26 protein-coding genes are annotated in these 24,039 nt (G+C 64.8%); 15 read left to right on the top strand and 11 right to left on the bottom strand.

Going from position 1 to position 24,039, the window contains the following annotated elements; genetic code table 11:
* Positions 1-24 precede the first annotated feature (24 nt).
* From J2R99_RS07840 to J2R99_RS07850, 3 genes are all read left to right on the top strand, one after another.
* Complete coding sequence (locus J2R99_RS07840; RefSeq protein WP_307153878.1) at positions 25-1,272, top strand: GNAT family N-acetyltransferase; 1,248 nt, start codon at positions 25-27, stop codon at positions 1,270-1,272.
* A gap of 139 nt (positions 1,273-1,411) precedes the next feature.
* A complete protein-coding gene (locus tag J2R99_RS07845; protein WP_092813543.1) occupies positions 1,412-2,443 on the top strand; it encodes an aspartate-semialdehyde dehydrogenase in 1,032 nt (343 codons plus the stop codon).
* Positions 2,443-3,174, top strand: coding sequence for a pyroglutamyl-peptidase I (locus J2R99_RS07850; protein ID WP_307153879.1), 732 nt, complete (start codon positions 2,443-2,445; stop codon positions 3,172-3,174). Before J2R99_RS07845 ends, J2R99_RS07850 begins: the two co-directional genes overlap by 1 nt.
* Here the strand turns inward: J2R99_RS07850 and J2R99_RS07855 are convergent.
* The 3 genes from J2R99_RS07855 to J2R99_RS07865 all read right to left on the bottom strand — a co-directional run bounded on the left by J2R99_RS07855 (position 3,171) and on the right by J2R99_RS07865 (position 4,956).
* Positions 3,171-3,512: a DUF2147 domain-containing protein gene (locus J2R99_RS07855; protein ID WP_307153880.1), complete on the bottom strand. Its 342-nt coding sequence runs from the start codon at positions 3,510-3,512 to the stop codon at positions 3,171-3,173. The genes J2R99_RS07850 and J2R99_RS07855 overlap by 4 nt on opposite strands.
* Before the next feature lie 115 nt (positions 3,513-3,627).
* Positions 3,628-4,506: a bifunctional hydroxymethylpyrimidine kinase/phosphomethylpyrimidine kinase gene (locus J2R99_RS07860; protein ID WP_307153881.1), complete on the bottom strand. Its 879-nt coding sequence runs from the start codon at positions 4,504-4,506 to the stop codon at positions 3,628-3,630.
* Between the two features lie 138 nt (positions 4,507-4,644).
* The gene (locus J2R99_RS07865) at positions 4,645-4,956 is read right to left on the bottom strand and encodes a YjiS-like domain-containing protein (RefSeq protein ID WP_307153882.1); all 312 of its coding nucleotides are present in this window, start codon (positions 4,954-4,956) and stop codon (positions 4,645-4,647) included.
* A 165-nt stretch (positions 4,957-5,121) separates the two neighbouring features.
* Here J2R99_RS07865 and J2R99_RS07870 point away from each other — a divergent pair, with 165 nt between their 5' ends.
* The gene (locus J2R99_RS07870; protein ID WP_307153883.1) at positions 5,122-6,024 is read left to right on the top strand and encodes a LysR family transcriptional regulator; all 903 of its coding nucleotides are present in this window, start codon (positions 5,122-5,124) and stop codon (positions 6,022-6,024) included.
* Between the two features lie 18 nt (positions 6,025-6,042).
* Here the strand turns inward: J2R99_RS07870 and tlpA are convergent, their stop codons facing one another.
* The gene (gene tlpA, locus J2R99_RS07875) at positions 6,043-6,735 is read right to left on the bottom strand and encodes a thiol:disulfide interchange protein TlpA (RefSeq protein WP_442476018.1); all 693 of its coding nucleotides are present in this window, start codon (positions 6,733-6,735) and stop codon (positions 6,043-6,045) included.
* Between the two features lie 40 nt (positions 6,736-6,775).
* Here tlpA and argH point away from each other — a divergent pair, with 40 nt between their 5' ends.
* From argH to J2R99_RS07895, 4 genes are all read left to right on the top strand, one after another.
* A complete protein-coding gene (gene argH / locus J2R99_RS07880; protein ID WP_307153885.1) occupies positions 6,776-8,209 on the top strand; it encodes an argininosuccinate lyase in 1,434 nt (477 codons plus the stop codon).
* Positions 8,210-8,232: 23 nt separating this feature from the next.
* Complete coding sequence (lptM, locus tag J2R99_RS07885; RefSeq protein ID WP_307153886.1) at positions 8,233-8,514, top strand: LPS translocon maturation chaperone LptM; 282 nt, start codon at positions 8,233-8,235, stop codon at positions 8,512-8,514.
* Positions 8,515-8,540: 26 nt separating this feature from the next.
* Complete coding sequence (gene lysA / locus J2R99_RS07890; RefSeq protein WP_307153887.1) at positions 8,541-9,815, top strand: diaminopimelate decarboxylase; 1,275 nt, start codon at positions 8,541-8,543, stop codon at positions 9,813-9,815.
* Positions 9,816-10,011: 196 nt separating this feature from the next.
* A complete protein-coding gene (locus J2R99_RS07895) occupies positions 10,012-12,729 on the top strand; it encodes a TIGR02302 family protein (protein ID WP_307153888.1) in 2,718 nt (905 codons plus the stop codon).
* A gap of 129 nt (positions 12,730-12,858) precedes the next feature.
* Here the strand turns inward: J2R99_RS07895 and J2R99_RS07900 are convergent, their stop codons facing one another.
* From J2R99_RS07900 to J2R99_RS07910, 3 genes are read right to left on the bottom strand one after another with little or no spacing between them, the layout of a single operon-like run.
* A complete protein-coding gene (locus J2R99_RS07900; protein ID WP_307153889.1) occupies positions 12,859-13,236 on the bottom strand; it encodes a response regulator in 378 nt (125 codons plus the stop codon).
* Between the two features lie 12 nt (positions 13,237-13,248).
* Positions 13,249-13,806 carry a hypoxanthine phosphoribosyltransferase gene (hpt, locus tag J2R99_RS07905; RefSeq protein WP_307153890.1) on the bottom strand — a complete coding sequence of 186 codons (558 nt, stop codon included), beginning with the start codon at positions 13,804-13,806 and terminating at the stop codon, positions 13,249-13,251.
* Complete coding sequence (locus J2R99_RS07910) at positions 13,803-14,579, bottom strand: zinc ribbon domain-containing protein (RefSeq protein WP_307153891.1); 777 nt, start codon at positions 14,577-14,579, stop codon at positions 13,803-13,805. The genes hpt and J2R99_RS07910 overlap by 4 nt, the downstream gene beginning before the upstream one ends.
* 165 nt (positions 14,580-14,744) lie before the next feature.
* Between J2R99_RS07910 and ftsE the strand changes: the two genes are divergently transcribed.
* The 6 genes from ftsE to J2R99_RS07940 all read left to right on the top strand — a co-directional run bounded on the left by ftsE (position 14,745) and on the right by J2R99_RS07940 (position 19,554).
* Positions 14,745-15,410, top strand: coding sequence for a cell division ATP-binding protein FtsE (gene ftsE, locus J2R99_RS07915; protein WP_092813800.1), 666 nt, complete (start codon positions 14,745-14,747; stop codon positions 15,408-15,410).
* On the top strand, positions 15,400-16,443 hold the full coding sequence (locus J2R99_RS07920) for a cell division protein FtsX (RefSeq protein ID WP_307153892.1): 1,044 nt from the start codon (positions 15,400-15,402) through the stop codon (positions 16,441-16,443). Before ftsE ends, J2R99_RS07920 begins: the two co-directional genes overlap by 11 nt.
* Before the next feature lie 65 nt (positions 16,444-16,508).
* Positions 16,509-17,144, top strand: coding sequence for a YdcF family protein (locus tag J2R99_RS07925; RefSeq protein ID WP_307153893.1), 636 nt, complete (start codon positions 16,509-16,511; stop codon positions 17,142-17,144).
* A 151-nt stretch (positions 17,145-17,295) separates the two neighbouring features.
* Positions 17,296-18,267 (top strand): SLAC1 anion channel family protein, encoded by a 972-nt coding sequence (locus J2R99_RS07930; protein WP_307153894.1) that lies wholly within the window; start codon positions 17,296-17,298, stop codon positions 18,265-18,267.
* Positions 18,268-18,393: 126 nt separating this feature from the next.
* The gene (locus J2R99_RS07935) at positions 18,394-19,161 is read left to right on the top strand and encodes a lysophospholipid acyltransferase family protein (RefSeq protein WP_307153895.1); all 768 of its coding nucleotides are present in this window, start codon (positions 18,394-18,396) and stop codon (positions 19,159-19,161) included.
* Positions 19,162-19,191: 30 nt separating this feature from the next.
* Complete coding sequence (locus tag J2R99_RS07940) at positions 19,192-19,554, top strand: hypothetical protein (RefSeq protein WP_307153896.1); 363 nt, start codon at positions 19,192-19,194, stop codon at positions 19,552-19,554.
* Here J2R99_RS07940 and J2R99_RS07945 read toward each other — a convergent pair.
* Positions 19,536-20,120, bottom strand: coding sequence for a gamma-glutamylcyclotransferase (locus J2R99_RS07945; protein ID WP_307153897.1), 585 nt, complete (start codon positions 20,118-20,120; stop codon positions 19,536-19,538). The genes J2R99_RS07940 and J2R99_RS07945 overlap by 19 nt on opposite strands.
* 60 nt (positions 20,121-20,180) lie before the next feature.
* Here J2R99_RS07945 and J2R99_RS07950 point away from each other — a divergent pair, with 60 nt between their 5' ends.
* Complete coding sequence (locus J2R99_RS07950; RefSeq protein ID WP_307153898.1) at positions 20,181-21,155, top strand: DUF2125 domain-containing protein; 975 nt, start codon at positions 20,181-20,183, stop codon at positions 21,153-21,155.
* A gap of 3 nt (positions 21,156-21,158) precedes the next feature.
* Here the strand turns inward: J2R99_RS07950 and J2R99_RS07955 are convergent, their stop codons facing one another.
* Genes J2R99_RS07955 through J2R99_RS07965 form a run of 3 tightly spaced genes read right to left on the bottom strand, consistent with a single transcriptional unit; the run spans position 21,159 to position 24,002 of the window.
* On the bottom strand, positions 21,159-22,067 hold the full coding sequence (locus tag J2R99_RS07955) for a prephenate/arogenate dehydrogenase family protein (protein ID WP_307153899.1): 909 nt from the start codon (positions 22,065-22,067) through the stop codon (positions 21,159-21,161).
* Positions 22,068-22,080: 13 nt separating this feature from the next.
* The gene (gene hisC / locus J2R99_RS07960; RefSeq protein WP_092813611.1) at positions 22,081-23,172 is read right to left on the bottom strand and encodes a histidinol-phosphate transaminase; all 1,092 of its coding nucleotides are present in this window, start codon (positions 23,170-23,172) and stop codon (positions 22,081-22,083) included.
* Positions 23,169-24,002 carry a chorismate mutase gene (locus J2R99_RS07965; protein WP_307153900.1) on the bottom strand — a complete coding sequence of 278 codons (834 nt, stop codon included), beginning with the start codon at positions 24,000-24,002 and terminating at the stop codon, positions 23,169-23,171. The genes hisC and J2R99_RS07965 overlap by 4 nt, the downstream gene beginning before the upstream one ends.
* Positions 24,003-24,039: the final 37 nt, after the last annotated feature.

Raw genomic sequence — 24,039 nt, forward strand, 5'->3', positions numbered from 1 at the left:
TGATTGTCCGCGAGGTCGTGCGGCATGAGCAGCGTCGACTTGTCTTCCCGCGGGTCGACCGCGGAGCTGGCCGTGCCGGACACATTGAAGATGTTTACTGCGGAAAGTGCCTCTTCAGCCGTCGAGGTGATCGGCGACGTCCGTCAGGCGGTGACGGAGGAATTCCGGCGCGATTGGCGGAAGCTGGCCGCCGAGGCCGGCACGCCCAACGCCTTCTCCGAGCCTTTTGTGGTCGAAGCGGCGCTTCAGCGCCTCGTCCGACCAGGCAAGGTCAAGCTCGTCGCGTTTGCCGATGACGATGGGTTGATCGGTCTTCTGCCCCTGACCGTTTCGCCGCCGATTCCGGGCATCGGCCGTGTGGCCAATCGATTTATGCACATTCACGATTTCGACGGCACGCCGCTGGTGCGCCGCGGCAGCGAGGCTCTGTTTCGCGCGAAACTCGGTGCGTGGCTGAGAAACGAAAGCATCGCATTCCTGCGTTTCCGCGACGTCGAAGAGGCAAGTCCCGTCATCGACGGGCTTCTCAACGGAGAGGATGAGACCCTCAGGGCCGCCGTCGTCGCCCGGCTGGCGCGCTCCTCTTGCCGTCTCGGATCCGGGCCCTGCGGGCTGGAGGCTCTGCAATCGGGCAAGAAGCGGCGCAGCCTGCAGCGGCGCAAACGCCGGCTCGAGGAACTCGGAAAGCTCTCCTTCGTCGATCTGAGCGCGCAGCCGCCTTCGGCCTGGGCGGAGGATTTCCTGACGCTCGAGGCGTCCGGCTGGAAGGGCCAGATGGGAACGGCGATCGGCTGCCGGCCGCAAGAGCGGGCCTTCTTCGAAGAGATGGTGGAGCGAGGAAGCGCCAACGGAAATCTGATCGTCCATGCCTTGGAGCTCGACGGGCGGCGCATTTCGATCGCGCTTTATCTGCGGGCCGGGGAGGTCGCCTGGGGCTTCAAGAAAGCTTATGCCGGCGATCTCGCGCAGTGTTCTCCCGGTTTCGTCCTGGAGGCCGAGAGCGTCGCTGCCCTTAAGACACAGGGCGATATTGCCTTTGTCGACACGTGCAGCATCGATGCCTCGACGCTTGTTCCGGGTCTGTGGCCGCAAGAGCGGGGGATGGCCGACATCGTCGTCGCCGTCGGCCCCGCGCGCAAATGGCTCATGAGTGCGGTGTGGCTGGAGAAGGTTTATCGGGCAAGGCGGCGCGATCTGCGCAGCCTCTATGTGCGGCTGAAGCGCCTGCCCGCGCAGGCGCGCCGGGACCGGCCGGCTGCGACACACAATTGACATTGTGCGCACCTGCGATAAAACCGCCGCCACCATGATGAGCACAGCCAAGACGAAGACGACCGGCTAATCGCTCCGCCCCGATCTCTCCCCGGGGCGGGGGAGAGATGCTTTGTTTTCGGGGAGAGAGGAGCTAAACATGGGTTACAGGATCGCTGTCGTAGGTGCGACCGGCAATGTCGGGCGGGAAATGCTCGACATTCTCGATGAACGCGGTTTCCCCGCCGACGAAGTCGTGGCACTCGCCTCCCGGCGCAGCCAGGGGACGGAAGTTTCCTTTGGCGACAAGACGCTGAAGGTACAGGCCCTCGAACATTTCGATTTCGCCAATGCCGATATCGCGCTGATGTCGGCGGGCGGCTCGGTATCCCTGGAATGGGCGCCGAAGATCGCGGCCAAGGGATGCGTCGTCATCGACAATTCTTCCGCCTGGCGCACCGATCCGGACGTGCCGCTGATCGTGCCGGAAGTGAATGCCGATGCGGTTGCGGGCTTCGCCAAAAAGAACATCATCGCCAATCCGAACTGTTCCACCATCCAGCTCGTCGTGGCGCTGAAGCCCCTGCATGAGCGCGCCAAGATCAAGCGCGTCGTCGTCGCGACCTATCAATCTGTTTCCGGCGCCGGCAAGGACGCCATGGACGAGCTCTTCAACCAGACGCGCGCGGTCTTCGTCGCCGATCCGATCGAGACGAAGAAGTTCCCCAAGCGCATCGCCTTCAACTGCATTCCCCATATCGACGTCTTCATGGAAGACGGCACGACCAAGGAGGAATGGAAGATGGTGGCAGAGACGAAGAAGATCCTCGATCCGAAGATCAAGCTTTCGGCCACCTGCGTGCGCGTGCCGGTCTTCGTCAGCCATTCCGAAGCCGTCAATATCGAGTTCGAGGAAGAGTTGTCCGCCGAAGAGGCGCGCAACATCCTGCGCGAAGCGCCGGGTTGCCTCGTCATCGACAAGCATGAGCCGGGCGGCTACATGACGCCTTATGAGTGTGCCGGCGAGGATGCGACCTACATCTCCCGCATCCGCGAGGATCCGACGGTCGATTCCGGCCTTTCCATGTGGGTCGTGGCCGACAATCTTCGCAAGGGTGCGGCTCTCAACACCGTGCAGATCGCCGAGCTTCTGGTAAACCGCAAGCTCCTGGAGAACCGCAAGGCCGCCTGATGGCGGGCTTCACGGGGAGAGGGGAGGCCGGCGGCGCCAAAGCGGGCCGGCCGCGTCTCCTGGTGACGGGCTTCGGCCCGTTTCCGGGCGTTGAGGCCAATCCGAGCGCCTGGCTCGTGGAGCGGCTGGCCGACGAGGCGGACGGGCCTGGCCTCGACGCCGATTTGCGCACCGCCGTTCTGGCGACCGACTGGCAGGAGGGGCCGCGCGCGCTCGACCTCCTCTGGCAGGCGCATCACCCGGATGTCGTCGTGCATTTCGGTGTGGCGGCCGAGGCCCGCGGCTTTCGGCTCGAACGTATGGCACGCAATGCGAGGCTGGCGCGTCCCGATGTGCGGGGCGCCCTGCCGCAATCGGCGGAGCTGGACGAGGCTGGGCCTTCTTCCTGGCGCGGCTCGCTGCCGCTGCGGCGCATCCATGCGGCGCTGGCGAGCGCCGGAATTCCCGCGGATTTCTCCGACGATGCGGGCGATTATCTCTGCAACGCCATCTTCTATCGCTCCGGCCGATATGCGGCGGAGGCTGGCCGCCTCGTCATGGCGGGGTTCATCCATCTGCCGTTCTGCGATTCTGCACCGGCTTCCCCGGTTCGTGACGGCGTCGCAGACGATGGCGTGGCGGGGCCGACCTGCCTTGCCGACGAGATGATGCTGGCCGGCGCGCGGCTCGTTCTTGCGAGCGCCATCGCGGCGTGGCGGGAGCGCGCCGGCTCGAGCTTTGAGGGCGACTAGCGCCGCTGCCAGTTCTGCGTCTTGCAGAAGATGCCGAGCGCGCAGCCCTTGAGTTTCAGGCTGTTCGCGGAGGTGAGGGTGGCGGAGCCGGAATAGGTCTTGTCGTCTTCCGGATTGACGACCGTTCCTTTGTACTTGCCGTCCGAGCCCTGCATGCGGCCGATCTCTTTGCCCTTGTTGGGGCCGCTCGTCACCTTCATGCAAAAGGCGTTGCCGCAGGAGCTGATGCGCACCGTGTTGCCGGTGGCGGCGACCCAATTGCCTTCCAGAGGATCGGCGACGGCGAAGGCCGGCCATGTGACAAGGGCCGCGATCAGCGCGATGGTTTTGGTCTTCATGAGGTCTCCTCCCAAGTTTTTTGCCACTATGGGGAGGAGTTGAGACAAAGAAAACCGCGATTTTCGCGTGCCGCTGGGCTGCCGTTGCGGAACTCGTCGAGGTTATGAACAGGTTTCAGACCGGACTTATTGGGCCTTTCGCTTCGGCGATGCGGCGCAACGCGATGCGACCGAGATTGGGCCGGAGCATCACTTCCTGCCCTTCGGCAAAGGCAAGTTCATCGCGGCCGAGCTGTGCGGTGACGGCGAAGAGGTCGGCCGTGCCGGCCGCCGCGAAGGCGAGCGCTTCTTCCGACGAGGCGCCCAGCATCTTGCGGCCGAGATAAAGCGCCGAAAACAGATCGCCCGCGCCCTTTGCCGGATTTTCGACAAGGGGGTGTTCGGCAAGGATCGTCTCGTTCGGTTTGACGAGCACGGCGGCCATGCGCCCGCGCATCAGGGCCGGAGCCGAGGTGACGATGACTTCGGCCGGACCGAGGCGGCGTGCGTCGCTGACGAGAGCCGTGGGATCGAGCGCGGGCGTCGTCCCCGTCAGCCAGCCGAATTCGAAGACGTTCGGGGTGGCGATGTCGGCGAGCGGCAGAAGATGGTCGCGGATCGCCTGGGCCACCGGCTCCGGCACATAGAGGCGGTTGGAATCGCCCATTACCGGATCGCAGAGATAAACGAGACCCGGAAAGCGATCTTTCAAGCCGGCGATGAAGATGGCCGTCTCGTGCACGTGTTCGGCGCGCCCGAAATAGCCGGTGGCGACGGCAAGCGGCGGGCGCTCGGAAAAGCGCGTGGCGACACCGGCGAGAAGTGCTGCGAAATCGGCGGCGCTCGCCAGGATCGGGCGGCCGAGGCCGAAGCCCGGATGATGCGGCAGAATAACGGTCGGAATATCGACCGTCTCCATACCGAGCCGCTCCAGCGTGAAACCCATGATGCGGTTGCCGACGGCGCCGGCGGCGACATGGCTGGAAATCAAAATAATCCGGCCGGAGGAAGCCATTGCATTCCTTCAAGATGAGGCTGGGAGAATCAGGGCCATCTGAGCCGAGGCGACCCATAAGAGCAAGGAGCCCGCCGCATTGCGACGGGCTCCTAGAGCTCAATCGGGGATTTTTTGGGTTGAGGCGAGCGCCTCAAATCAGCGCGTGCGAACACCGCGGCGACGCTGGCTTGCAATCCGATCGGCGCGACGGCGGACCAATTCCGCGTTCGGATCCGAAGTCAGCGGCATGGCAAGCGCGCTCTCGACCTCAAAACGCGTCAGGCCGATATCCTGCAGCATCTGGTCGTCGAGGGTGGCGAGCCGATAGGCGGCACGGCGTCCCTTAATGGCGCGGACGATGCGCAGAAGGGAACTTGCAACCGGCTGCAGGAAGGCGCCGGCGCGGGCGGCGAAATCGCCTGATCCGGCGGTTCGGACCGCAGGATTGTGAGAGAGATTGTCGAGCATTGCTGCCTCCAAACGAAAAATCGGGTCGCTCGAACCCGGTTCAGGGAATGGCGGCGGGACACCGTGTCGTACCGTCCATGGCCCTCATTTCGTCTTTCCCTATTGATCAATCAAACGAAAAGGTTTTACATCTTGGTTCAGTTTCATTGAACCACGAGGCGCGCCATGCAGCCGATCCTTGATGCCGATCTCCTGCGTACATTTGTCGCGATTGCCGACACGGGGAGTTTCTCCGTCGCCGCCGAACGGGCCGGGCGGACGCCGTCGGCCGTGTCCATGCAGGTGAAGAAGCTTGAAGACCTTGTCGGGCGCCGGCTTTTCGACCGCGATTCAAGGCGCGTCGTGCTGACCGCTTTCGGCGAATCGATGCTGCCGGACGCGCGCCGCATCCTGCAGATGCACTCGGAGCTCTGGGGTCGTCTGAAGCAGCCCGATCTCGAGGGCTCGATCACCGTCGGCACGCCGGACGAATATGCGAGCGCCTTCCTGCCGCGTGTTCTCAGAAGTTTCGCCCGCACGCATCCGCGCGTGCAGGTCAACGTCATTTGTGACGTCTCGTCGAAAGTGCGCGTCTATCTGGAGCGGGGCGACATCGACAGCGGGCTCGTCACCAATGCGGACATTTCCGACGCGCAGTTTCTCCGCCGGCAAGTGCATGAGGAGCCGCTCGCCTGGCTGGGGGCGCACGGAGGCACCGCCTATCGGCGCGAGCCCTTACCGGTCGCCGTCGCCAATCCCGATTGCTGCTGGCGCAAGCGCTCCGTCGCGGCCTTGAACAAAGCGGGCTTCCGGCACCGTGTCGCCTATCAAAGCGCCTCGGCCGCCGGTCAGATTGCCGCCGTTGCCGGCGACCTCGCAATCGCGCCGCTGCCGGCGTCGCTGGCGCGCGGCGATCTCGTGCTTCTGGGGCCCGATACGGGGCTGCCGGATCTCGGCACCTATGCGATTTCCTTCATTGCGCGCGATGAGAACGACCCCCTCGTCATGGCGCTGTCGGACCATGTGGCGGAGAGTTTCGCTCCGGCGAGCGTGCCCGCCTCCAGCATGGGCCTCGACAAGGCGGCGTAAGGTTTCGCCGGCCGGTGGTCAGGAACCCGCGGGCGCTTCTGCGGAAGGGGCGTCGCGGGTCGTGGCTGCGGTTTCGTCGAGCGCCGCCTTGATCAGCCTCGTTCCGTCGTCGGAATTCCATTCCGCCGGGCCGTTCATATGGCCTACGAGACAGCCATTGCCGTCGACGAGCGCCGTCACCGGCAGGCCGACGGCGAGCCCCATCGCTTTCATCTTGTTGAAGATGTCCATGGATTTGTCGGTGAGAAGCGGCAGATGCTCGACGCCGATTTCGTTCAGAAACTGGCGTGGCCGCTCCGGCCCGGAGGTATCGATGTTGATCGGCACGACGGAGAAGTCGTCGCTGCCGAGATCGCCCTCGAGCGCGTCGAGCGCCGGCATTTCCTCACGGCAGGGCGCGCACCAGGTGGCCCAGAGGTTGACGAGCTTCAAACGGCCGGAAAGGTCGGCGAGGCGTTTTTCCGAGCCGTCCGCGCCGGTGAAAGTGAGGGCGCTCAGATCCTGCGGCTGGCTTGCCGGGATGAAGGCCGCCACTTCGCCGCCGATCACCGGGTCGAGGCTCGCGCCGGCCGCAACGGCCGCCTGGCAATTGGCGGCCACTTCGCCGGCCGCATCATTGCCATTGCCGGAAATCCCGTATAGGGCGAGTCCAAAGCCGAGGACGATCACTGCGAACGTACCGAAGGCCAGATAAGTGCGTTTCACTGTAATCTGCTCCGAATCTTCATCTTCAAAAGACTGCGATCAGCTGATGTCCAACCGCATGTGGGGCGGCCGCTTTTCCGAAAGCCCGGACGCCATCATGGAAGAGATCAACGCTTCCATCGATTTCGACCGGGCTCTGGCGAGCCAGGATATTGCCGGCTCCAAAGCCCATGCCGAGATGCTGGCGAAAGCCGGCATTATTTCGACGGAGGATGCCCGCAAGATCATCGACGGTCTCGACCAGATCGCGGCCGAGATCGAGGAAGGCCGCTTCACCTTCTCGCGGAACCTGGAAGACATTCATATGAATGTCGAGGCACGTCTCGCGGAATTGATCGGCGATGCGGCAGGGCGCCTGCATACGGCGCGCTCGCGCAACGATCAGGTGGCGACCGATTTCCGTCTCTGGGTGCGCGATGCGCTCGACGACCTCGATCGCCAGATCCTCGCTTTGATGAACGCGCTCGTGGCGAAGGCCGCAAAGCATGCCGGCACCGTGATGCCGGGTTTCACGCATCTGCAAAGTGCGCAGCCGGTCACCTTCGGCCACCACATGCTCGCCTATGTGGAAATGTTTGCACGCGACCGGAGCCGCTTTCGTGACTGCCGCGTCCGCCTCAACGAATGTCCGCTCGGCGCCGCAGCCCTTGCCGGAACGGCCTTTCCGATCGACCGGAAGATGACGGCCGCCGCGCTCGGTTTCGATCGGCCAGCGGCCAATTCGCTCGATGCCGTCTCCGATCGCGATTTCGCCATGGAGGCGCTTTCGGCCGCCTCGATCTGCGCGATCCATCTGTCGCGCTTTGCCGAAGAGATCGTCATCTGGTCGTCGGCGCAGTTCCGTTTCGTCAAGCTCTCCGACAAGTTCACCACCGGCTCGTCGATCATGCCGCAAAAGCGCAATCCGGATGCGGCGGAGCTGGTGCGAGCCAAGGCCGGACGCATCATCGGGGCGCTCAATGCGCTGATGGTGGTGATGAAGGGTCTGCCGCTCGCCTATTCCAAGGACATGCAGGAAGACAAAGAGCAGGTTTTCGACGCCCTGCCGTCGCTGTCCCTGTCGCTTGCCGCGATGGCCGGCATGGTCGCCGATCTTCAGCCGAACGAAGCCCGTTTGCGCGAGGCCGCAGGCATCGGCTTTTCGACGGCGACCGATCTCGCCGATTGGCTGGTGCGCGAGGCGGGGCTGCCGTTCCGCGAGGCGCATCACATCACCGGCCGGATCGTGGCCGAGGCGGAAGCGCTGGAGGTCGATCTGGGCGAGATGCCGCTCGAGGCGCTGCGAAAAGTCTATCCGAAGCTCGATGCGACCGTGTTCGACGTTCTTTCCGTCGATGCCTCGGTCGCCAGTCGTGTCAGCGAAGGCGGAACAGCCCCCGACAATGTGCGCCAGCGTGCCAGCGAATGGCAGGCCCGGCTCGCGCAGGAAGAAGCGGCGGCTGCGAAAGGCACTCCGCTTTCGCCCGAGGGCTCGCTATAGTCCGCCCAAGGAAGAGGTTCGCGATGACCTGGCTGCGCTTAGCTGTGGTTTTGATGGTAACGGCGACGCTGGTTGCCGGCTGCGGGCGCCGCGGCGCGCTGCAGCCGCCTCCCGGTGCGCCCGAAGCGGTGACGCCGCGCGGCGACATCGGCAATCCAGGCTCGAGCGACCGCAATTTCGACGATCTGACCAAGCTCGATGAGCCGACGGTGACCGACAAGGATGGCGACATCGCCACACGTCGTGCCGAGGAAGCGGAGAAGACCCATGGCGGTCGCCGCTTCATCCTCGATCCGTTGATTTAAGCAGGGCGCCAGGGAAGGGCGAAGCTTTGCATCATTTTTCCTATCGCGGCGGGGTGCTTCACGCCGAAGACGTGCCGGTTCCGGAGATCGCTGCGGCGGTCGGCACGCCGTTCTATTGCTATTCGACGGCGACCTTGACCCGGCATTATCAGGTCTTCGAGGAAGCCTTCGCCGACCTGCCTCACCGCATCTGTTACGCCCTGAAGGCGAATTCCAATCAGGCGGTGATCGCCACGCTGGCGCGTCTCGGCGCCGGGGCCGATGTGGTTTCGGAAGGGGAATTGCGGCGGGCACTCGCAGCCGGCGTGCCGGCTGAAAAAATCATGTTCTCCGGCGTTGGCAAGACCGCCCACGAGCTGCGTTTCGCGCTTCAGGCGGGCATCCATTGCTTCAACGTGGAATCGGAGCCGGAGCTTGCTCTTCTCTCCAGCCTTGCCGTGGAAGCCGGGCAGGTGGCGCCGGTGAGTCTGCGCATCAATCCCGACGTCGATGCCGGCACGCACGACAAGATCGCGACCGGGCGCAAGGAGAACAAGTTCGGCATTCCGGCGGAACGGGCGCGTGCCGTTTATGCGGAAGCTGCCAAGATGCCGGGGCTCAAGATCATCGGCATCGATATGCATATTGGCAGCCAGATCACCGAGCTTCAGCCTTTCGACGCGGCCTTTCGCAGGCTTGCAGAACTCGTCGTGGCGCTGCGCGAGGACGGTCACGAGATCGAGCATGTCGATCTCGGCGGTGGGCTCGGCATACCCTATGACGAGGACAAGGCGGCTCCGCCGCTGCCGTCGAACTATGCCGAGATCGTGCGCCGCCACATGAATGCGCTCGGCGCCACCGTCATCTTCGAGCCCGGCCGCCTTATCGCCGGAAATGCCGGGATCCTGGTCGCCGAAGTCATCTATGTGAAGGAGGGCGAGGGGAAGAATTTCGTCATCGTCGATGCGGCGATGAACGATCTCATACGTCCGACCCTTTATGAGGCCTATCATCGGATCGCGCCGGTGCGCGAAAGCGATGCAGAGACGATCGTCTGCGACGTCGTCGGTCCGGTCTGCGAGACGGGCGATTTTCTCGGCAAGGACGTGCGCCTGCCGCGGCCGGAAGCGGGCGACCTTGTCGCCGTCTTCTCCGCAGGCGCTTATGGCGCGGTGCAAGCCGGCACCTACAATACGCGCCGGCTGGTGCCGGAAGTGCTGGTGCATGGACATGAATATGCGCTGGTGCGGGCGCGGCACAGCTACGAGGAGCTCATCGGTCTCGACCGTGTGCCGTCCTGGCTCATGCCGGAAGACGCCTGAGCGAGATCACGAAGCCGTCAAATCTCGCGCAAGGCCTTGATGTGGCCATGCTTCCCCCTTGTCCTTTCCGCTCATTCGTTGTCCGCTATACTTGTGACGATCGGACGCAATCTGTCCTTGCGACGCGGCCTCTGACGCCGGTCGCAGGCGTGGCGGCCGGGGGTGCCGAGAAGGCCGGCAAGATGAGGAACTGGCCGTGAGCGATGCGCCGAAGACGATGCCAGGCAAAGACGTCCCCGGCGCTGAGATGGGCGCTGGCGAGATGAGCGCTGGCGAGAGGACGCCTGAAGAGGCGCGGGCGCAATTCGCCGAAGAGCGCCTCTCCCGCCTCACGCGCCGTGCCAGGCTCGCCCTCTTCTGGGAGGCCGCCTGGCCGCGGCTTGTCCCCCTCCTGTCGATCGTCGCCTTGTTCTTCGCCCTCTCCTGGCTCGGCGTCTGGAGCCTTGTCGGCGATTGGGTGCGCGGCGGCATTCTTCTTGGCTTGGGCCTTGCTGCCGTCGTCGCGTCCGTCTGGATCTTGCGCACGCCCTGGCCGAGCCAGGCCGCCGCCTTGAAGCGAGTGGAGCGGAATTCGCCTGTTGCCCATCGGCCGGCGAGCGGCTTGCGGGACACGCTTTCAACCGTCTCCGAAGGGCCGGCGGCGGAGGCTCTATGGGCGGCGCATCGCCGGAGATTGATGGCGTCTCTGGCCGCAATGCGCGCCGGGCCGCCGCGTCCCGATATGGTGCGGCGCGATCCGAATGCTCTCCGCTTTGTCGTTCCGGTCCTTCTCTTCGTCGCGTTCTTCGTCGGCTGGGGCGAGCACTGGCCACGGCTTGCCGATGCCTTCCGGCCCGTTTCGACGCCTCTTTCGACCGGCGTGCCGGCCCGCATCGACGCCTGGGTCGATCCGCCGACCTATACCCGGGCGGCCCCCGTCTATCTGTCGCGCCGCGGCGCGAGCCAAAGCGAGAGCGCGGGGAAGAGCACCGGGGAGGTGGTGCGGGTGCCGCAGGGAAGCCGGCTCACCGTGCGCGTTGCCTCAAGCGAACCCGCCGTCGTCACGCTCGACGGGCCTGGCGGTCCGATGGCGCTTGCGGCCGATGACGACGGCGACGCCTCGCAACCCGGCGCGCAGCCGCAGGCGGCCGCTCCGGCAGCGGGTGCAAACAAGGCAGGCTCGCGGAACGAACAGGCGATCCGCAGCTACACGACGACGCTCGAGAGCGATGGCTCCGTCTCCGTCGAGGCCGGGCGGGCAAGCGAACACTACGCCTTCCGCATCATTCCAGACCGGCCGCCGACGATCCGGCGCGGCGAGGTGACGGTCAATCGGTCCGGCTCCTTCACCATGGCTTTCACGGTGGAGGACGATTACGGGGTGACTGACGGCAATGTCACGTTCCGGCCGCAGACGCCGCCTGAGGAGGGCGCGCATCCTCTGGTCGAGCCGCCGTCGATCGCGATCCGCACGGGTCGCGGGCGCAAGGAGGAGAACGGGGCCAAGGCGTCGGGGCGCCTGGAAGAGCATCCTTATGCCGGCATGCCGGTCGTTGCCGATGCCGTGGTGCGGGATGCCGCCGGCCAGGAAGGGCGGCCTGCCGATGACGGCGCCATGACGCTGCCGGCGCGGCCGTTCCGCAACCCGATCGCCAAGGCGCTCATCGAGCAAAGGCGCGAGCTTGCCCTCGATGCGCGCAGCAAGGACCGCGTCGTGCAGGTGCTCGACGCGATGACCATCCGGCCGGGCGATTTCGTCAAGGATTCCGGCATCTATCTCGGCCTGACCGTTGCCTATCAGAGAATGCGCCAGGCCGAGAGCGACGACGAGCTGCGCGCGATGCTCGATTATCTCTGGGAGATGGCCGTCCTCATCGAGGACGGGGAATTGTCGGAGGCGCAGGAGCGGCTTGCGGCGGCGCGCGAGGCGCTCGAACAGGCACTCGCCGAAGGGGCCTCGGAGGAAGAGATTTCGCGGCTCACCGAAGAGCTGCGCCAGGCCATGAACGACGTCATGCGCAGCATGGCCGAACAGATGGCGCGCTCCGATCCGCAGAAATTGATGCCGATCGATCCGAACGCGCAGGTTCTGTCGCAGCAGGATCTCGAACGCATGCTCGACCGCATCGAAGATCTGGCGCGGCTCGGCGACAAGGAGGCGGCGCAGGAGCTTTTGAGCCAGCTCCAGGAAATGCTCGACAACATGCAGATGGCCCAGCGCATGCAGCAACAGATGCAGAGCGGCGAAATGGGCCAGATGATGCAGCAGATGGAGGAACTCGGCCGGCTGATGCGCGAGCAGCAGCGGTTGATGGACGATACGTTCAGCCTCGATCAGGGCCAGCGGCCCGGGCAGAGACCCGGCGAAGGCGAGATGTCGCCCTCGGAGATGGCGGAAATGATGCGCCAGCTGCAACAGAACCAGGGCAATCTGCAGGAGCAGCTGCAGGCGCTCCTCGACAAGCTGCGTCAGCAGCAGGGCCAGGGCGAGCAGCCGGGCGACGCGCCGGGGCAGGGCGGCGAAGGCCAGATGGGGCAGGGCGAACGCGCCCTCGATCGCGCCGGGCGGGCGATGGGAGAAGCCACCGGCTCACTCGGAGACGGCGAGCCCGGTCAGGCCATCGGCCCGCAGGGCGAGGCGCTGCAGGCGATGCGCGAAGGCATGCAGCAGATGATGAGCGAGATGATGGGTCAACAGGGCCAGGGCGGCCAGCAGCGCGTCGGGCGCGGCGGCAACCCACAGGGCCAGACGGATCCGCTCGGACGTCCACAGCGGGCGCAAGGGCCGCAGCTCGGCGAGGATGTGCGCATCCCCGACGAATTCGATGTGGAGCGCGCGAGACGCATCCTCAATGCCATCCGCGAACGCCTCGGCGAGCGCTTTCGGCCGAGCTACGAACTCGATTACCTGGAGCGGCTCCTGCAGCGCGATTGAGCGCGTGCGGGCTGCGAAAGGACGGCAGAGAACGCGCGGCTGAGAAAGCGGGTCGCCTTGAAGCGAACCGGGAAGGCCGCGCGTCGTCGTCGGGGATGAAGGAAGGTCGGCGGCTTTCGCCGTGGCAGATCAGGCGACCTGCTGCTTTTCCGCCCCCGCGACGCTGACGGCGGTGCGGATTTCCTGAAGCGTGAAGGGCTTGGTGAGGACGTCGCGAATGACCTTCTGAAGGTCATCGGCGCGCTCGCGCTGGTCGGCGAAGCCGGTCATCAGAAGGATCGGGAGGCCCGGCCATTTGCGCGCGGCGCTGTGGGCGAGATCGATGCCATCCATGAGCGGCATCTTCACGTCGCTGACGAGGAGATCGAATTCGCCATCGTTGGCGAGAAGTCGATCCATAGCATCCAGACCGTCACACGCCGTCTCGACGCTATGGCCGTCCAGTTCCAGCGCGCGGCTGACGAAAGCTCGGACGGAATCATCGTCTTCCGTCAGGAGAATACGCATTACCCTTCCCCGCTAATTGGCTCCCTCCTCGTCGCTTTCGACCACGCCGACAAAAGGGAGTTCTCGATGGGCATGGCCTGCATCCATGCCGTAACCGACTACAAAATAGTCGGGACAGGTAAACCCAACGTAATCAGCTTCAATTTCTGCCTTGCGGCCTTCGGGCTTGTCGATCATCACCGCCACCTGGACGCGGCGGGCGCCGCGGGTCGCCATCAATTCGCGCGCGAAACGTACGGTGAGCCCGGAATCGAGCACATCGTCGATGATGAGGACGTCGCGTCCGGCGACGGGGCAGCCGATGTCGCGCAGGATGCGCACTTCGCCGCTCGTCTTCAGGCTGGCGCCATAGGAGGAGAGCGAGATGAACTCGATCTCCATGGTGACACCGCGGCGCGACATGGCGCGGACGAGATCGGCACCGAAGACGAAGCCGCCTTTCAAGACGACGATCGCGAGAAGCTCTTCCGGCTCGGTCGCGCAGATCGCCTCGGCAAGCTCATCGATGCGGCGATCGATCTCTTCGGCGGAAAAAAGCGGGCGGATATGCGCCGTCGTCACCTTATTCATGAACCGGCAACGGCGGTTTGGATGAAGGGGTCGGCGAAGCGAAGCTCGATTCTCGCGGCATTGGCCGGGGTGTCGGTCAAGGTATAGGCGAAGGACAGCCGCTCGCGCGGTGCGATTTCCGGGGCGGGGGCTTCCATGGCGCGGTTTTCCAGTTTCTCGCCTGAGGCGCTGTAGATCTCCATGGAGACCGGTTGCAACGCCTGCGGGCGATGGTCAAGGCTGACGAGCCGGCCGGTGACAAGAAGGGCGTTTTGTCCCGCCATTTCGGCACGATAGACATTGACCGCTTCAAAGGCGACGGGATCGGCGCTGACATGGAGCCCGGCCAGGCCGTAGAGGCTGGCGAGATCCGGTGCGGCCTTGACGATTGCAGGTCGTGCAAGGACGAAGAGAACCAGAAAGGCGAGCGACAGCGCGCTCAGAACGGGAAGGGCCATGCCTTTCCGTTCGGGTCTTTGCAGCGGCGCCTCGTCATTGACGAAGCGCGAGCGGCCAGTTGCCGGCTGCGGTTCTTGCTCCCAGATCTTCGCGTTTCCGGCCGACGGCAGCGGGGAGGCCGCGATCGGTTTTCCGGCGAAGGCCGGGAAGGCGGGAAGGAGGGCCCGGTGCAGGTCGTGGTGGGCCTTCCAAGTCTCGCCGCAATGGCCGCAGACGATGAGCTTTGTTGCGGCATCGAGCGATGCCGTCTGCAGGTGCTCGCGCGCGCCGCAGCCAGGGCATTCAAGATCTTGTTCCCTGGCGGGTCGCTTGTCGCCCGCGTGGCATTCGGGCATGCAGGACTCCGTTTACCATGCCCGACGACTTGTTGCCGAACATCGTTAACGTCGGCTTAACGGGCGGCGAGGCAGATGGGGCGAAGATGGTGGTGTGCTTCGGCGGCCACAGCCTGGCTTGTGAAAGGACGCATGGAAGAACGATCGGCGCACGGGTATCAGCCCCTGATTCGCTTCGACAATGTCGGGCTACGCTACGGGCTCGGGCCGGAGATCCTGCGCGACGTGACCTTTGCGATCGAGCCCGGCTCCTTCCAATATGTCACCGGGCCGTCGGGTGCCGGCAAGAGCTCGCTTCTGCGGCTCCTCTTCCTGTCGCTGAAGCCGACGCGCGGCATGGTGGAGATTTTCGGCCAGGACGCGGCGACGGCGAGCCGGACGACGGTGCCGGTGCTGCGGCGGCGGATCGGGATCGTCTTCCAGGATTTCCGACTTTTGGAACATCTCACCACGTATGAGAATGTCGCTCTGCCGTTGCGCGTGCTCGGACATCCGGATTCGAGCTACCGCCACGACGTCACCGAACTGCTGGAATGGGTGGGGCTCGGCGACAAGATGTGGGTGCATCCGCCGGTCCTCTCGGGTGGCGAAAAGCAACGTGCCGCCATCGCTAGGGCCGTCATCACGCGCCCGGAAATTCTCCTGGCCGACGAACCGACCGGCAATGTCGATCCGCCGCTGGCGCGGCGCCTGTTGCGGCTCTTCATCGAGCTCAACCGGCTCGGCACCTCGATCGTGATCGCCACCCACGATCTCGCTTTGATGGACCAGTACGATGCGCGCCGCCTCATCCTCAATTCAGGCTTGATGGAAATCCACGATGTCGTCTGAGCCCGGCCGGCAGAAGCGCCGCTTGAAGCGGCCAAGGCTCGCGCGCCGACGCGCGCCGCAGGCGGCCGCGCCGCTCGATGATCTCGATGCGGGCCTGCGCCGCCCCGGCGTTTCGGTGAGCTCCGGGCCGATCGAAGAACCGCGCGAAGAAAACCCGATCGTGCCGCCGCGCTCCGTCGCCGGGCGCGCGCTTCTCGTGCTCGTGGCGATCATGAGCTTTCTGTCGTGCCTTTCGGTCGCCTCCGTCTCCGTCGTTTCCGATCGGGCGCGCGGCTGGCAACGCCAGATCGCGGCCGAAGTCACCATCCAGGTGAGCGTCACGGGCGGTCACGACGTGGCGCAATCGATGGCGCGCGCCGAAGAGATCGCCGAAGCGACGCCGGGCGTCCTCTCGGCCGAGCCGGTCAGCGAAAGCGATTCGAAGGCGCTTCTGGAGCCGTGGCTCGGCAGCGATTTCGATCCGGTCGAATTGCCGGTGCCGCGGCTCATCGCGGTGCGGCTCGACGGCAATGTCGATCTTTCGAGCCTGGCGCGGCAATTGCGCGACGAAGTGCCGGGGGCGAGCCTCGACGATCACGGCGTCTGGCTCAAACGATTGGCGCACATGGCGCAGGCGATCACCTTCGCCGGGCTCGGCATCGTCGCGCTGGTGATGACGGCAACGGCGCTTTGCGTGGTCTTCGCCACGCGCGGCGCCATGGCCGGCAACAAAGATGTGATCGAGGTTCTGCATTTCGTCGGCGCCGAGGATTCCTATGTGGCAGGTGAGTTCCAGCGGCATTTCCTGGTGCTCGGACTGAAAGGGGCCGGTCTCGGCGGCATCGCCGCCATCGCGCTCTTTGCGCTTTTGTCGCTCATCGGGGGCGTCGAAGGACCGACGCCGGAAGAGGCGCAGCTCAGAAGCCTCCTCGGCGGGCTCACGATCGGGCCGCCGGCCTATATCGGCTCCGTGATCACGGTGGTGGCGATCGCGGTGATCATCGCCGCCACGGCACGCTCGACCGTGCGGCGAACGCTGTCACAAATCGGATAGGCGTTGCCAATGCGCGCGAAGCAGACCAGGAAGCCCCGATCAAAAATTGGCAGCAAAGGTCGTTGATGTCCCGCGAGACGCTGGCTGAGAAGATCGAGGCGAAATCTGCCCGCCCGCGCCGCTCGATCGGGCGGCGGCTGATACGCGTCGTGGTCTTTGCCGTCTTTCTCATCGGCCTGTTCTTCGTCGGCGGGTTCCTCATCTTCGCGCAGCAGGTGGCTTCTGCCCGCCCGCCGGCCGCGCCCCAGGCCGACGCGATCGTGGCGCTCACCGGCGGTTCGGCGCGCGTGGAGGGGGGCGTCGAGCTTCTGCGTGCGGGAGCGGGCCAGCGGCTTTTGATCTCAGGCGTCTATGCGGACAACAGCAAGCAATCGATCGCCAATGCGGTGGCGGCGGAAAGCTCCGATCTCTTTCGCTGCTGCGTCGATCTCGGCAAAGCCGCCCGTGACACGCGCGGCAATGCGGAGGAGACGCGCGACTGGGTGCGCCATCACGGCTACCGCTCGCTGATCGTCGTCACCAGCGCCTATCACATGCCGCGCTCGATTGCGGAATTGCGGCGCGAGATCCCCGATGTGCGGCTCATTCCCTATCCGGTGCGCCGGCCGGGCCTCGATCTCGGCGACTGGGCGCAGCGCAAGGAGATCTTCGTCATCCTGTTCCGCGAATATCTCAAATACATCGTCGTGAAACTGCGCTGAGCGGGCGTTCTTCGAAGGCCCGCAGAGCCTCACCGCCGCGGTGCAAATTGTCACAGCAGCTTAGAAGCGATTGATCCAACACAGCTCTGCGGCGACTTTTGCCGGGGTCGGGACTGAGGTCATCACTTCCAATGCCGCGGGGTGGCATTCGATGAGCGATATCTCTTTGCCTGAGCATACGAGGCTCGGCCAGTTTCCGATCAGCTTCTTTGCCATCGTGATGGGGCTTTCAGGCCTCACATTAACCTTGCGCGCCTGCGAGCATGCGCTTGCCCTCGACGGGCGGGTTTCCTCATGGGCGCTCTATGGAACGGTCGCGGTCTTCGCCGTGATCGCGCTGCAATACGCGCTGAAACTCAGCTTTCATCCGCGCGACGTGGTGGAGGAATGGGCGCATCCGGTGCGCATCGCCTTCTTCCCGACGATCTCGATCTCGCTGCTGTTGATGGCGACGGCCGCCGCCCCGGTCTGGCCGGAGGTTGCAAGGCCGGTGTGGATCGCGGGGGCTGCGGCACAGGCCGTCCTGTCGCTCAGCGTCATCGCCAATTGGATCGGCCACCGCCCTTTCGAACATGTGCATCTCAATCCGGCCTGGTTCATTCCGGCCGTCGGCAACATCATCGTGCCCCTGGCGGGTGTGGAATTCGGCTTCGTGGAGGTGAGCTGGCTGTTCTTTTCCGCCGGGCTGATCTTCTGGCTGGTGCTTCTGACCCTGGTCGTCAACCGGCTGATCTTCCACGACCCGCTGCCCGGAAGGCTGGTGCCGACGCTCGTCATCCTGATCGCGCCGCCGGCGGTCGCCTTCATCGCCTATCTTCGGCTCGAGGGTGAGGTCGACGGCTTCGCGCGCATTCTGATCAATGTGGGCTATGTCTTCGCGCTCGTCGTTCTGACGCAGGTGCCAAAGCTTGCCAGGCTCCCGTTCGCGCTCTCCTGGTGGGCGCTGTCGTTTCCGGTTGCGGCCCTAGCCGTCGCCTCGCTTCTTTTTGCAGAGACGGCCGGGTCGGTTTTTCATCTGTGGATCGGATTTCTGCTCGCGGGTCTTCTCTGCCTAATCGTGGCCGTGCTTGCGTTGCGGACGGCCTTGGCGATCCAGGGAAAGGAAATCTGCCGGCCGGAATAGGCGTGGGTGCGATTTTGCGGTGTCGGCTTGCCGACCCCATGACTTGACGTCCCGACGACTTGACGTGGAGGCCGGGGCGCGCCACTCCGGTTGCGCCCCGCTTGGGCGAGGCTTCAGAGGCTGGCCATGTACGCGCGCTCCATCCTATTCAACGTTGTTTTCTATGTGAATTTCGCCGTCCAGGCGATCGTGTTCTCGCCGATGCTGCTGTTTCCGCAGCGCTACGGCGTCTGGGTGACGAAGTTCTGGACCGCCTCCTCGCTCTTCTGGCACCGGCTCATCTGCGGCGTGAAGGAAGACGTGCGCGGGCTGGAGAACATTCCGAAGGGCGGCTGCATCGTCGCGGCCAAGCATCAATCGACCTGGGAGACGATGCGGCTCGTCTATATGCTGGACAAGCCCGCCTATATTCTGAAGCGCGAGCTCATGTGGATCCCGCTTCTCGGCTGGTACATGAAGAAGTACGGCCATATTCCCGTCGACCGGGGCAGCCGCTCCAAGGCGCTTTTATCGATCACCGAACACGCCAAAGATCGGGTCGCCAAAGGTTTTCAGGTCATCATCTTTCCAGAAGGGACGAGGCGACCGCCCCTTGCGCCGCCGAACTACCGTTACGGCGTCGTGCATCTTTACAAGGAACTCAAGGTTCCCGTGGTGCCGGTGGCACTGAATGCCGGCCTTTACTGGCCCAGGCGGTCCATCGCGCATATCCCCGGTACAGTTCGGGTCGAAGTTCTGCCGCCGATCGAGCCTGGCCTTGATTCTGCCACCTTCGCCGCAAAACTTCAGCAATGTATTGAAGATAAAACCAACGAGTTGATGCAAGAAGCTCGCGAACGCGATCCCGCGACGCGGCGCATCGTTGTCGAAGAGCATGTCGCAGAGGTGACTTGAACCGACGCGGCAACGAGGTGGAAGGTTTTCGTGACCGTTAAGTCATCACTGCCGCATGTGGTGCGGGAGCAGGGTGTTTCCGACCGTTACCTCTATTGGTCGGGGGCTTCGGGTCGACGCTATCTCTTCAGCAGACTCGATTTGGAACACGTCCTCAGTCTGAAAGACGCCGTGGTTCTCTGCGTCAAGGACGGGGCGCTCTGGTGGGTCGGAAGCGACGAGGCTCTCGATCCTGCCGATATTTTGCGATTCGCCGCCGATGGCGCGATCTTCTACGCGCATTTTCTTGCCGGAACGGGCCGCTCCAGACAATTGGTGAGCGAAGATCTGAGCTGTGCGGAAAGCCCGTCAGAACAACGCCGCAGCGGCGGCGGTTATTGCGTCGCCGCCTGATTGCCGCCGCTTTCGCCCGTCACCGCGGGGCGATGATGCTCCAATTCTCCGGCCAGCCAGAAGAGATGGCGGTCGACGACGCCCATGTCGCGCAGATGCTGCGCCGTGCTGACGACGTAGTCGGTGTTCGGCCCGGATTGCCCGTGCGCGTGACGGACGATCTCAAGCTGGTGGGGGGCATCGAGAACGCCGGCATATTGCTGGTGCGTGCGATCGACGAGGTAGACGAGGGCATGGCCGCGCCCCTCCGCGAAGACGACCGGCCGGACGGCTTCCTTGTAGACCCGCGTGACCTGTTCGCGGGCGCGAAGATATTCGACAACGGCTTCGCGGTCCGTTGCCTGCACCTTGAAGGCGAGGCCCCGGCAACTGCCGCCGCGATCGAGACCGAGCACCAGGCCCGGCCGTTCTTCGGTGCCGCGGTGCACGTAGGAATAGACGCAGAGCGAGCGGTGGGCGCCGATGAGACGCGCCGGTTTGACCTCGATATGCGGAAAGCCCGGGTTCCACATGAGGGACCCGTAGCCGAAAACCCAGAAATCTTCGTGTGAAGGAACTTGCGTCATCGCGGGCTGGAGCTATCAGTTGCGCCGGCCGACCGCAACGGCCGTGAGGGAGAAGCCCGAATGCGACGCATCATGACCGTCCTGGCGATCACCGCCGTCATCCTGGCGGGTCTCTGGTCGGCGGGGTGGTACGCGCTTGCGACCTATGCCGATCGGCAGGTCGATACCTTTCTCGCCGATCAGGCGCGGCGCGGCGTCGTCATGTCCTGCCCGGGCCGGCAAATCGGCGGCTTTCCCTTCCGTCTGAGGCTCAGCTGCTCGCAGCCCGTCGAATTCACCTCCGCCGGGACTGAGGCGGCGACGCCGGCACTTGCGGCCACCGTACGGGCGGAACGCCCGCAGCAGGTCGAAACGGAGTTGACGAGCCCGCTCACAATCAAGGCGCCCTATCTCGCCGAGCCTTTGAAACTCGAATTCGCCGATGCCACGCTGATGACCGGGTTCGGAGGAGGCGGGCTCAAGCGCGCCACGGTCGATGTCATGGGCGGGCGCACGACGCAGGGCGCAGTGACGGCCGGCCTCGATCGCGGACAGGCGCTGGTGAAGCCTACGGAGGCGCAGGACGGCACCTCGGTGCAGGTGGCGTTGCGCGGCCTCAGCGTCACCAAAGACGATCTCACCCTGCCCGCGAGCGATCTGGCGCTTGCCGCCGATGTTGCGGCCGCGCCGGAGGCTGTGTTGAGCGGACTTCCGGGCCTGCGCGAGACCGGGCTCGAATTGCGGCAGATGAGTGCGGAGCTCAAGACCGGAGGTGCCCGGGTGTTGGCTTCAGGGCCCTTGCGGATCGGCCCCGACGGGCTCGTTTCCGGTCAGCTCGATGTCACCATCACCGGCATCGAAGCCCTGTCGCGCACGATCAATGAGATGCCGGACGGCATCCGCGAGCCGGGTCAGCTGGTGCTGGCAGCGATTTCCGGCATCGGCGTGCCGGCGGAAGTGGACGGGCTTCCGGCGAGACGCCTCACGATCAGCTTCGACCGTGGCGCGGCGCGCATCGCCTTCATCAACCTCGGGCGCGTGCCGCCGCTCTTTTGACGCTCAGACTTTTTTCTGGCGGCCGAAATCCGGATCGGCCGTTTCCTGCCCGGCCTCGATGATGCCGCGGCGGATTGCACGGGTGCGCGTGAAGAGATCGAAGAGCGTGTCGCCGTCGCCCCAGCGGATCGCCCGCTGCAGGGCCGTCAGATCCTCGTTGAAGCGCGCGAGCATCTCCAGAACCGCTTCGCGATTGGTGAGGAAGATGTCGCGCCACATGGTCGGATCGGAGGCGGCGATGCGGGTGAAATCGCGAAAGCCGCCGGCGGCGAATTTCATCACCTCCGATTCCGTGACCGTTTCCAGATCGGCGGCGGTGCCGACGATGTTGTAGGCGATGAGATGCGGCACATGGCTGGTGATGGCGAGGACCATGTCGTGATGGCTGGGCTCCATCGTCTCGACATGCGAGCCGAGCCGTTCCCAGAAGGCTTTGAGCTTCTCAACGGCCTCCGGATTGGTCCCGGCGGGCGGGGTCAGAACGCACCAGCGCCCGTCGAAGAGTTCCGGAAAGCCCGCATCCGGTCCGGAATGCTCGGTGCCGGCAATCGGATGGGCGGGCACGAAATCGACGTGGTCGGGCAGGTGCGGCTGCATCGCGGTAACGACCGCGCCTTTGACGGAGCCGACGTCGGAGACGATCGCACCCGGCTCAAGATGCGGGGCAATGGCCTCTGTGATGTTGCCCACGGCACCGACCGGCACGCACAAAATGACGAGATCGGCGCCTTTGACCGCCTCCGCGGGGTCGGTCGTATAGGTGTCGCCAAGACCGCGGCGCGCCGCCGCGTCGACGGTTTCCTGGCGCCGGCTCTGGATGGCGATCTCCTCGACCAGGCCCTCCTTGCGCGCCCGCAGGGCGATCGACGAGCCGATGAGACCGATACCGATGAGACAAAGACGTTTGAACATGATGGGAAATGGATCAGGCAAAGAAGCGGGTGAGCACGTCCACCACCTTGCGGTTGGCCGCTTCCGTGCCGATGCTCATGCGCAATGCGTTGGGAAGACCATAGCCCGCCACCCGGCGCAGAATGCAGCCTTCGGCCCGCAGAGCCTTATCGGCGGCTTCGGCATTCTTTTCCGCAGTGTCAGGGAAGTGGATGAGGATGAAATTGCCGGCGCTCGGCGTCACTGACAGGCCCAGCTTTTCAAGCTCTTCGCTCACCCAGGGCAGCCATTTTTCGTTGTGGGCGATCGCCGTCTCGACATGGGCGCGGTCGGCCATCGCCGCCGCACCGGCGGCAAGCGAGGGCGCCGACACGTTGAAGGGGCCGCGCGTGCGGTTGAGGAGCTCGATGACCGGGGCCGGACCATAGGCCCAGCCGATCCTGAGCGCGGCGAGCCCGTAGATCTTGGAGAAGGTGCGCGTCATCAGGACGTTCGGCGCTTCGCCGGCCAGCTCGATGCCGCTCTCGTAATCGTTGCGCCGGACATATTCGGCATAGGCAGCATCGAGGACGAGAAGGACGTTCGCCGGGAGGCCGCGCTGCAGGCGGCGGATCTCCGAGAAGGGCAGATAGGTGCCCGTCGGGTTGCTCGGATTGGCGAGATAGACGAGCCGCGTCTTCTCCGTGACGCAGGCGAGGATCGCATCGACGTCGACGGTGAGGTCTTTTTCCGGCGCCACGACCGGCGTTGCGCCGGCCGACAGGATGGCGATGCGGTAGACGAGAAATCCGTACTGCGGATAGATCGCCTCGTCGCCCGGCGAGAGGAATGTCTGGGCGGCAAGCGTCAGGATCTCGTCGGAGCCGTTGCCGCAGAGGATGCGGTCGGGATTGAGACCATGAGTGGCGGCGATCGCCTCGCGCAGCTTGCGGGCCGAGCCGTCGGGATAAAGATGCAGGTCGCCGGCGAGCGAACGAAACGCTTCCACCGCCGCCGGGCTCGGGCCAAGCGGGGTTTCGTTGGAGGAGAGTTTGAACGTCTCCCGGCCGCCATCCCCGCTATCGCCCGGCACATAGGCGGCGATATCGAGGACGCCTTTGCGGGGCGTGAGAGCCTTGGTGCTCATACCTGGTCTTCTTCCGTCTGTTCTTCCTCCTGGCCGACGAAATGGATCGGTGCGGCGAAGGAGCCGAGCTCCACGGGCTCGGAAAAGGTCGCGCCGCGTTTTGCAGCTTCCGCGCACAAAGCGGCGTGGGAGATCGCGCCCGAAATTTCGACGAGGATCTCGTCGTCTTCGCGCGTGACGATGCGGGCGTTGAACGCGGACAGAGTTTTTTCGAAAGCCCCCGTCGCCTCCATGCGCCAAAGCCGAATATCGGCCTCCGGCGGCACGGAAAGCTTGGGGCCGGCGACATAGGCTTCGGCCTGGACGGGATGGTTCGGAGCGATGATGAAGGGCAGACGCGCGAAGATCTGCAGATCCTCGCCGTCGAAATCTCGCCACCAGCGTCCGGGCGAGTGGGGAGACAAGATCGCGATGAGATCGCCGTCGCGGCGCAAAGCGGCAAGGGCGTCGGCGTCGCTCGCGGCCGCCTCTGCCGGCACGGAAAAGCCGAACTGAAAGCGCACGAGATCCTGCAGGGCGGCGGGGTCCGTCGACTGGCCGATCAAGATGCGGAAGGGTGCCTGCATCGCGGTGAAGGTGGAGATCACCTCGCGCCAGATGTGCTCGACGGTCGCAAGCGGCAGAATGCCTTCGTGACGCATGACGAGCGCCCGCATCATGTGCGCTTCCCGGTCGGGGCGGAAGGCCGCTCCCGGCGCGCTCGTTCCCTTGATATGGATGAGTTCGTCGATCACGGCGCTGCGTTCGATCAGGAGGCGATGGACCTCTTCGTCGATGTCGTCGATACGCTGGCGGATTTTGGCAAGCGCGTCGGGTGCCATGGCGCTCATGGGTGGTATCCGGTCTCAATAAGCGGCGGGTTTCTTC

It is taken from the genome of Rhodopseudomonas julia, from assembly GCF_030813515.1.
Classification (GTDB): Bacteria; Pseudomonadota; Alphaproteobacteria; order Rhizobiales; family Afifellaceae; genus Afifella; species Afifella julia.

Coding starts and splice junctions, on each gene's coding strand:
- J2R99_RS07860 (WP_307153881.1), bottom strand. CDS start 4,506: ATGGCTTCCTCCGGCCGGATTATTTTGATTTCCAGCCATGTCGCCGCC.
- J2R99_RS07855 (WP_307153880.1), bottom strand. CDS start 3,512: ATGAAGACCAAAACCATCGCGCTGATCGCGGCCCTTGTCACATGGCCG.
- lptM (WP_307153886.1), top strand. CDS start 8,233: ATGACCTGGCTGCGCTTAGCTGTGGTTTTGATGGTAACGGCGACGCTG.
- J2R99_RS07925 (WP_307153893.1), top strand. CDS start 16,509: ATGTCCCGCGAGACGCTGGCTGAGAAGATCGAGGCGAAATCTGCCCGC.
- hisC (WP_092813611.1), bottom strand. CDS start 23,172: ATGAGCACCAAGGCTCTCACGCCCCGCAAAGGCGTCCTCGATATCGCC.
- J2R99_RS07935 (WP_307153895.1), top strand. CDS start 18,394: ATGTACGCGCGCTCCATCCTATTCAACGTTGTTTTCTATGTGAATTTC.
- J2R99_RS07900 (WP_307153889.1), bottom strand. CDS start 13,236: ATGCGTATTCTCCTGACGGAAGACGATGATTCCGTCCGAGCTTTCGTC.
- J2R99_RS07930 (WP_307153894.1), top strand. CDS start 17,296: ATGAGCGATATCTCTTTGCCTGAGCATACGAGGCTCGGCCAGTTTCCG.
- J2R99_RS07850 (WP_307153879.1), top strand. CDS start 2,443: ATGGCGGGCTTCACGGGGAGAGGGGAGGCCGGCGGCGCCAAAGCGGGC.
- J2R99_RS07840 (WP_307153878.1), top strand. CDS start 25: ATGAGCAGCGTCGACTTGTCTTCCCGCGGGTCGACCGCGGAGCTGGCC.
- J2R99_RS07965 (WP_307153900.1), bottom strand. CDS start 24,002: ATGAGCGCCATGGCACCCGACGCGCTTGCCAAAATCCGCCAGCGTATC.
- J2R99_RS07845 (WP_092813543.1), top strand. CDS start 1,412: ATGGGTTACAGGATCGCTGTCGTAGGTGCGACCGGCAATGTCGGGCGG.
- J2R99_RS07955 (WP_307153899.1), bottom strand. CDS start 22,067: ATGTTCAAACGTCTTTGTCTCATCGGTATCGGTCTCATCGGCTCGTCG.
- argH (WP_307153885.1), top strand. CDS start 6,776: ATGTCCAACCGCATGTGGGGCGGCCGCTTTTCCGAAAGCCCGGACGCC.
- J2R99_RS07910 (WP_307153891.1), bottom strand. CDS start 14,579: ATGCCCGAATGCCACGCGGGCGACAAGCGACCCGCCAGGGAACAAGAT.
- J2R99_RS07945 (WP_307153897.1), bottom strand. CDS start 20,120: ATGACGCAAGTTCCTTCACACGAAGATTTCTGGGTTTTCGGCTACGGG.
- hpt (WP_307153890.1), bottom strand. CDS start 13,806: ATGAATAAGGTGACGACGGCGCATATCCGCCCGCTTTTTTCCGCCGAA.
- J2R99_RS07865 (WP_307153882.1), bottom strand. CDS start 4,956: ATGCTCGACAATCTCTCTCACAATCCTGCGGTCCGAACCGCCGGATCA.
- J2R99_RS07950 (WP_307153898.1), top strand. CDS start 20,181: ATGCGACGCATCATGACCGTCCTGGCGATCACCGCCGTCATCCTGGCG.
- J2R99_RS07920 (WP_307153892.1), top strand. CDS start 15,400: ATGTCGTCTGAGCCCGGCCGGCAGAAGCGCCGCTTGAAGCGGCCAAGG.
- J2R99_RS07870 (WP_307153883.1), top strand. CDS start 5,122: ATGCAGCCGATCCTTGATGCCGATCTCCTGCGTACATTTGTCGCGATT.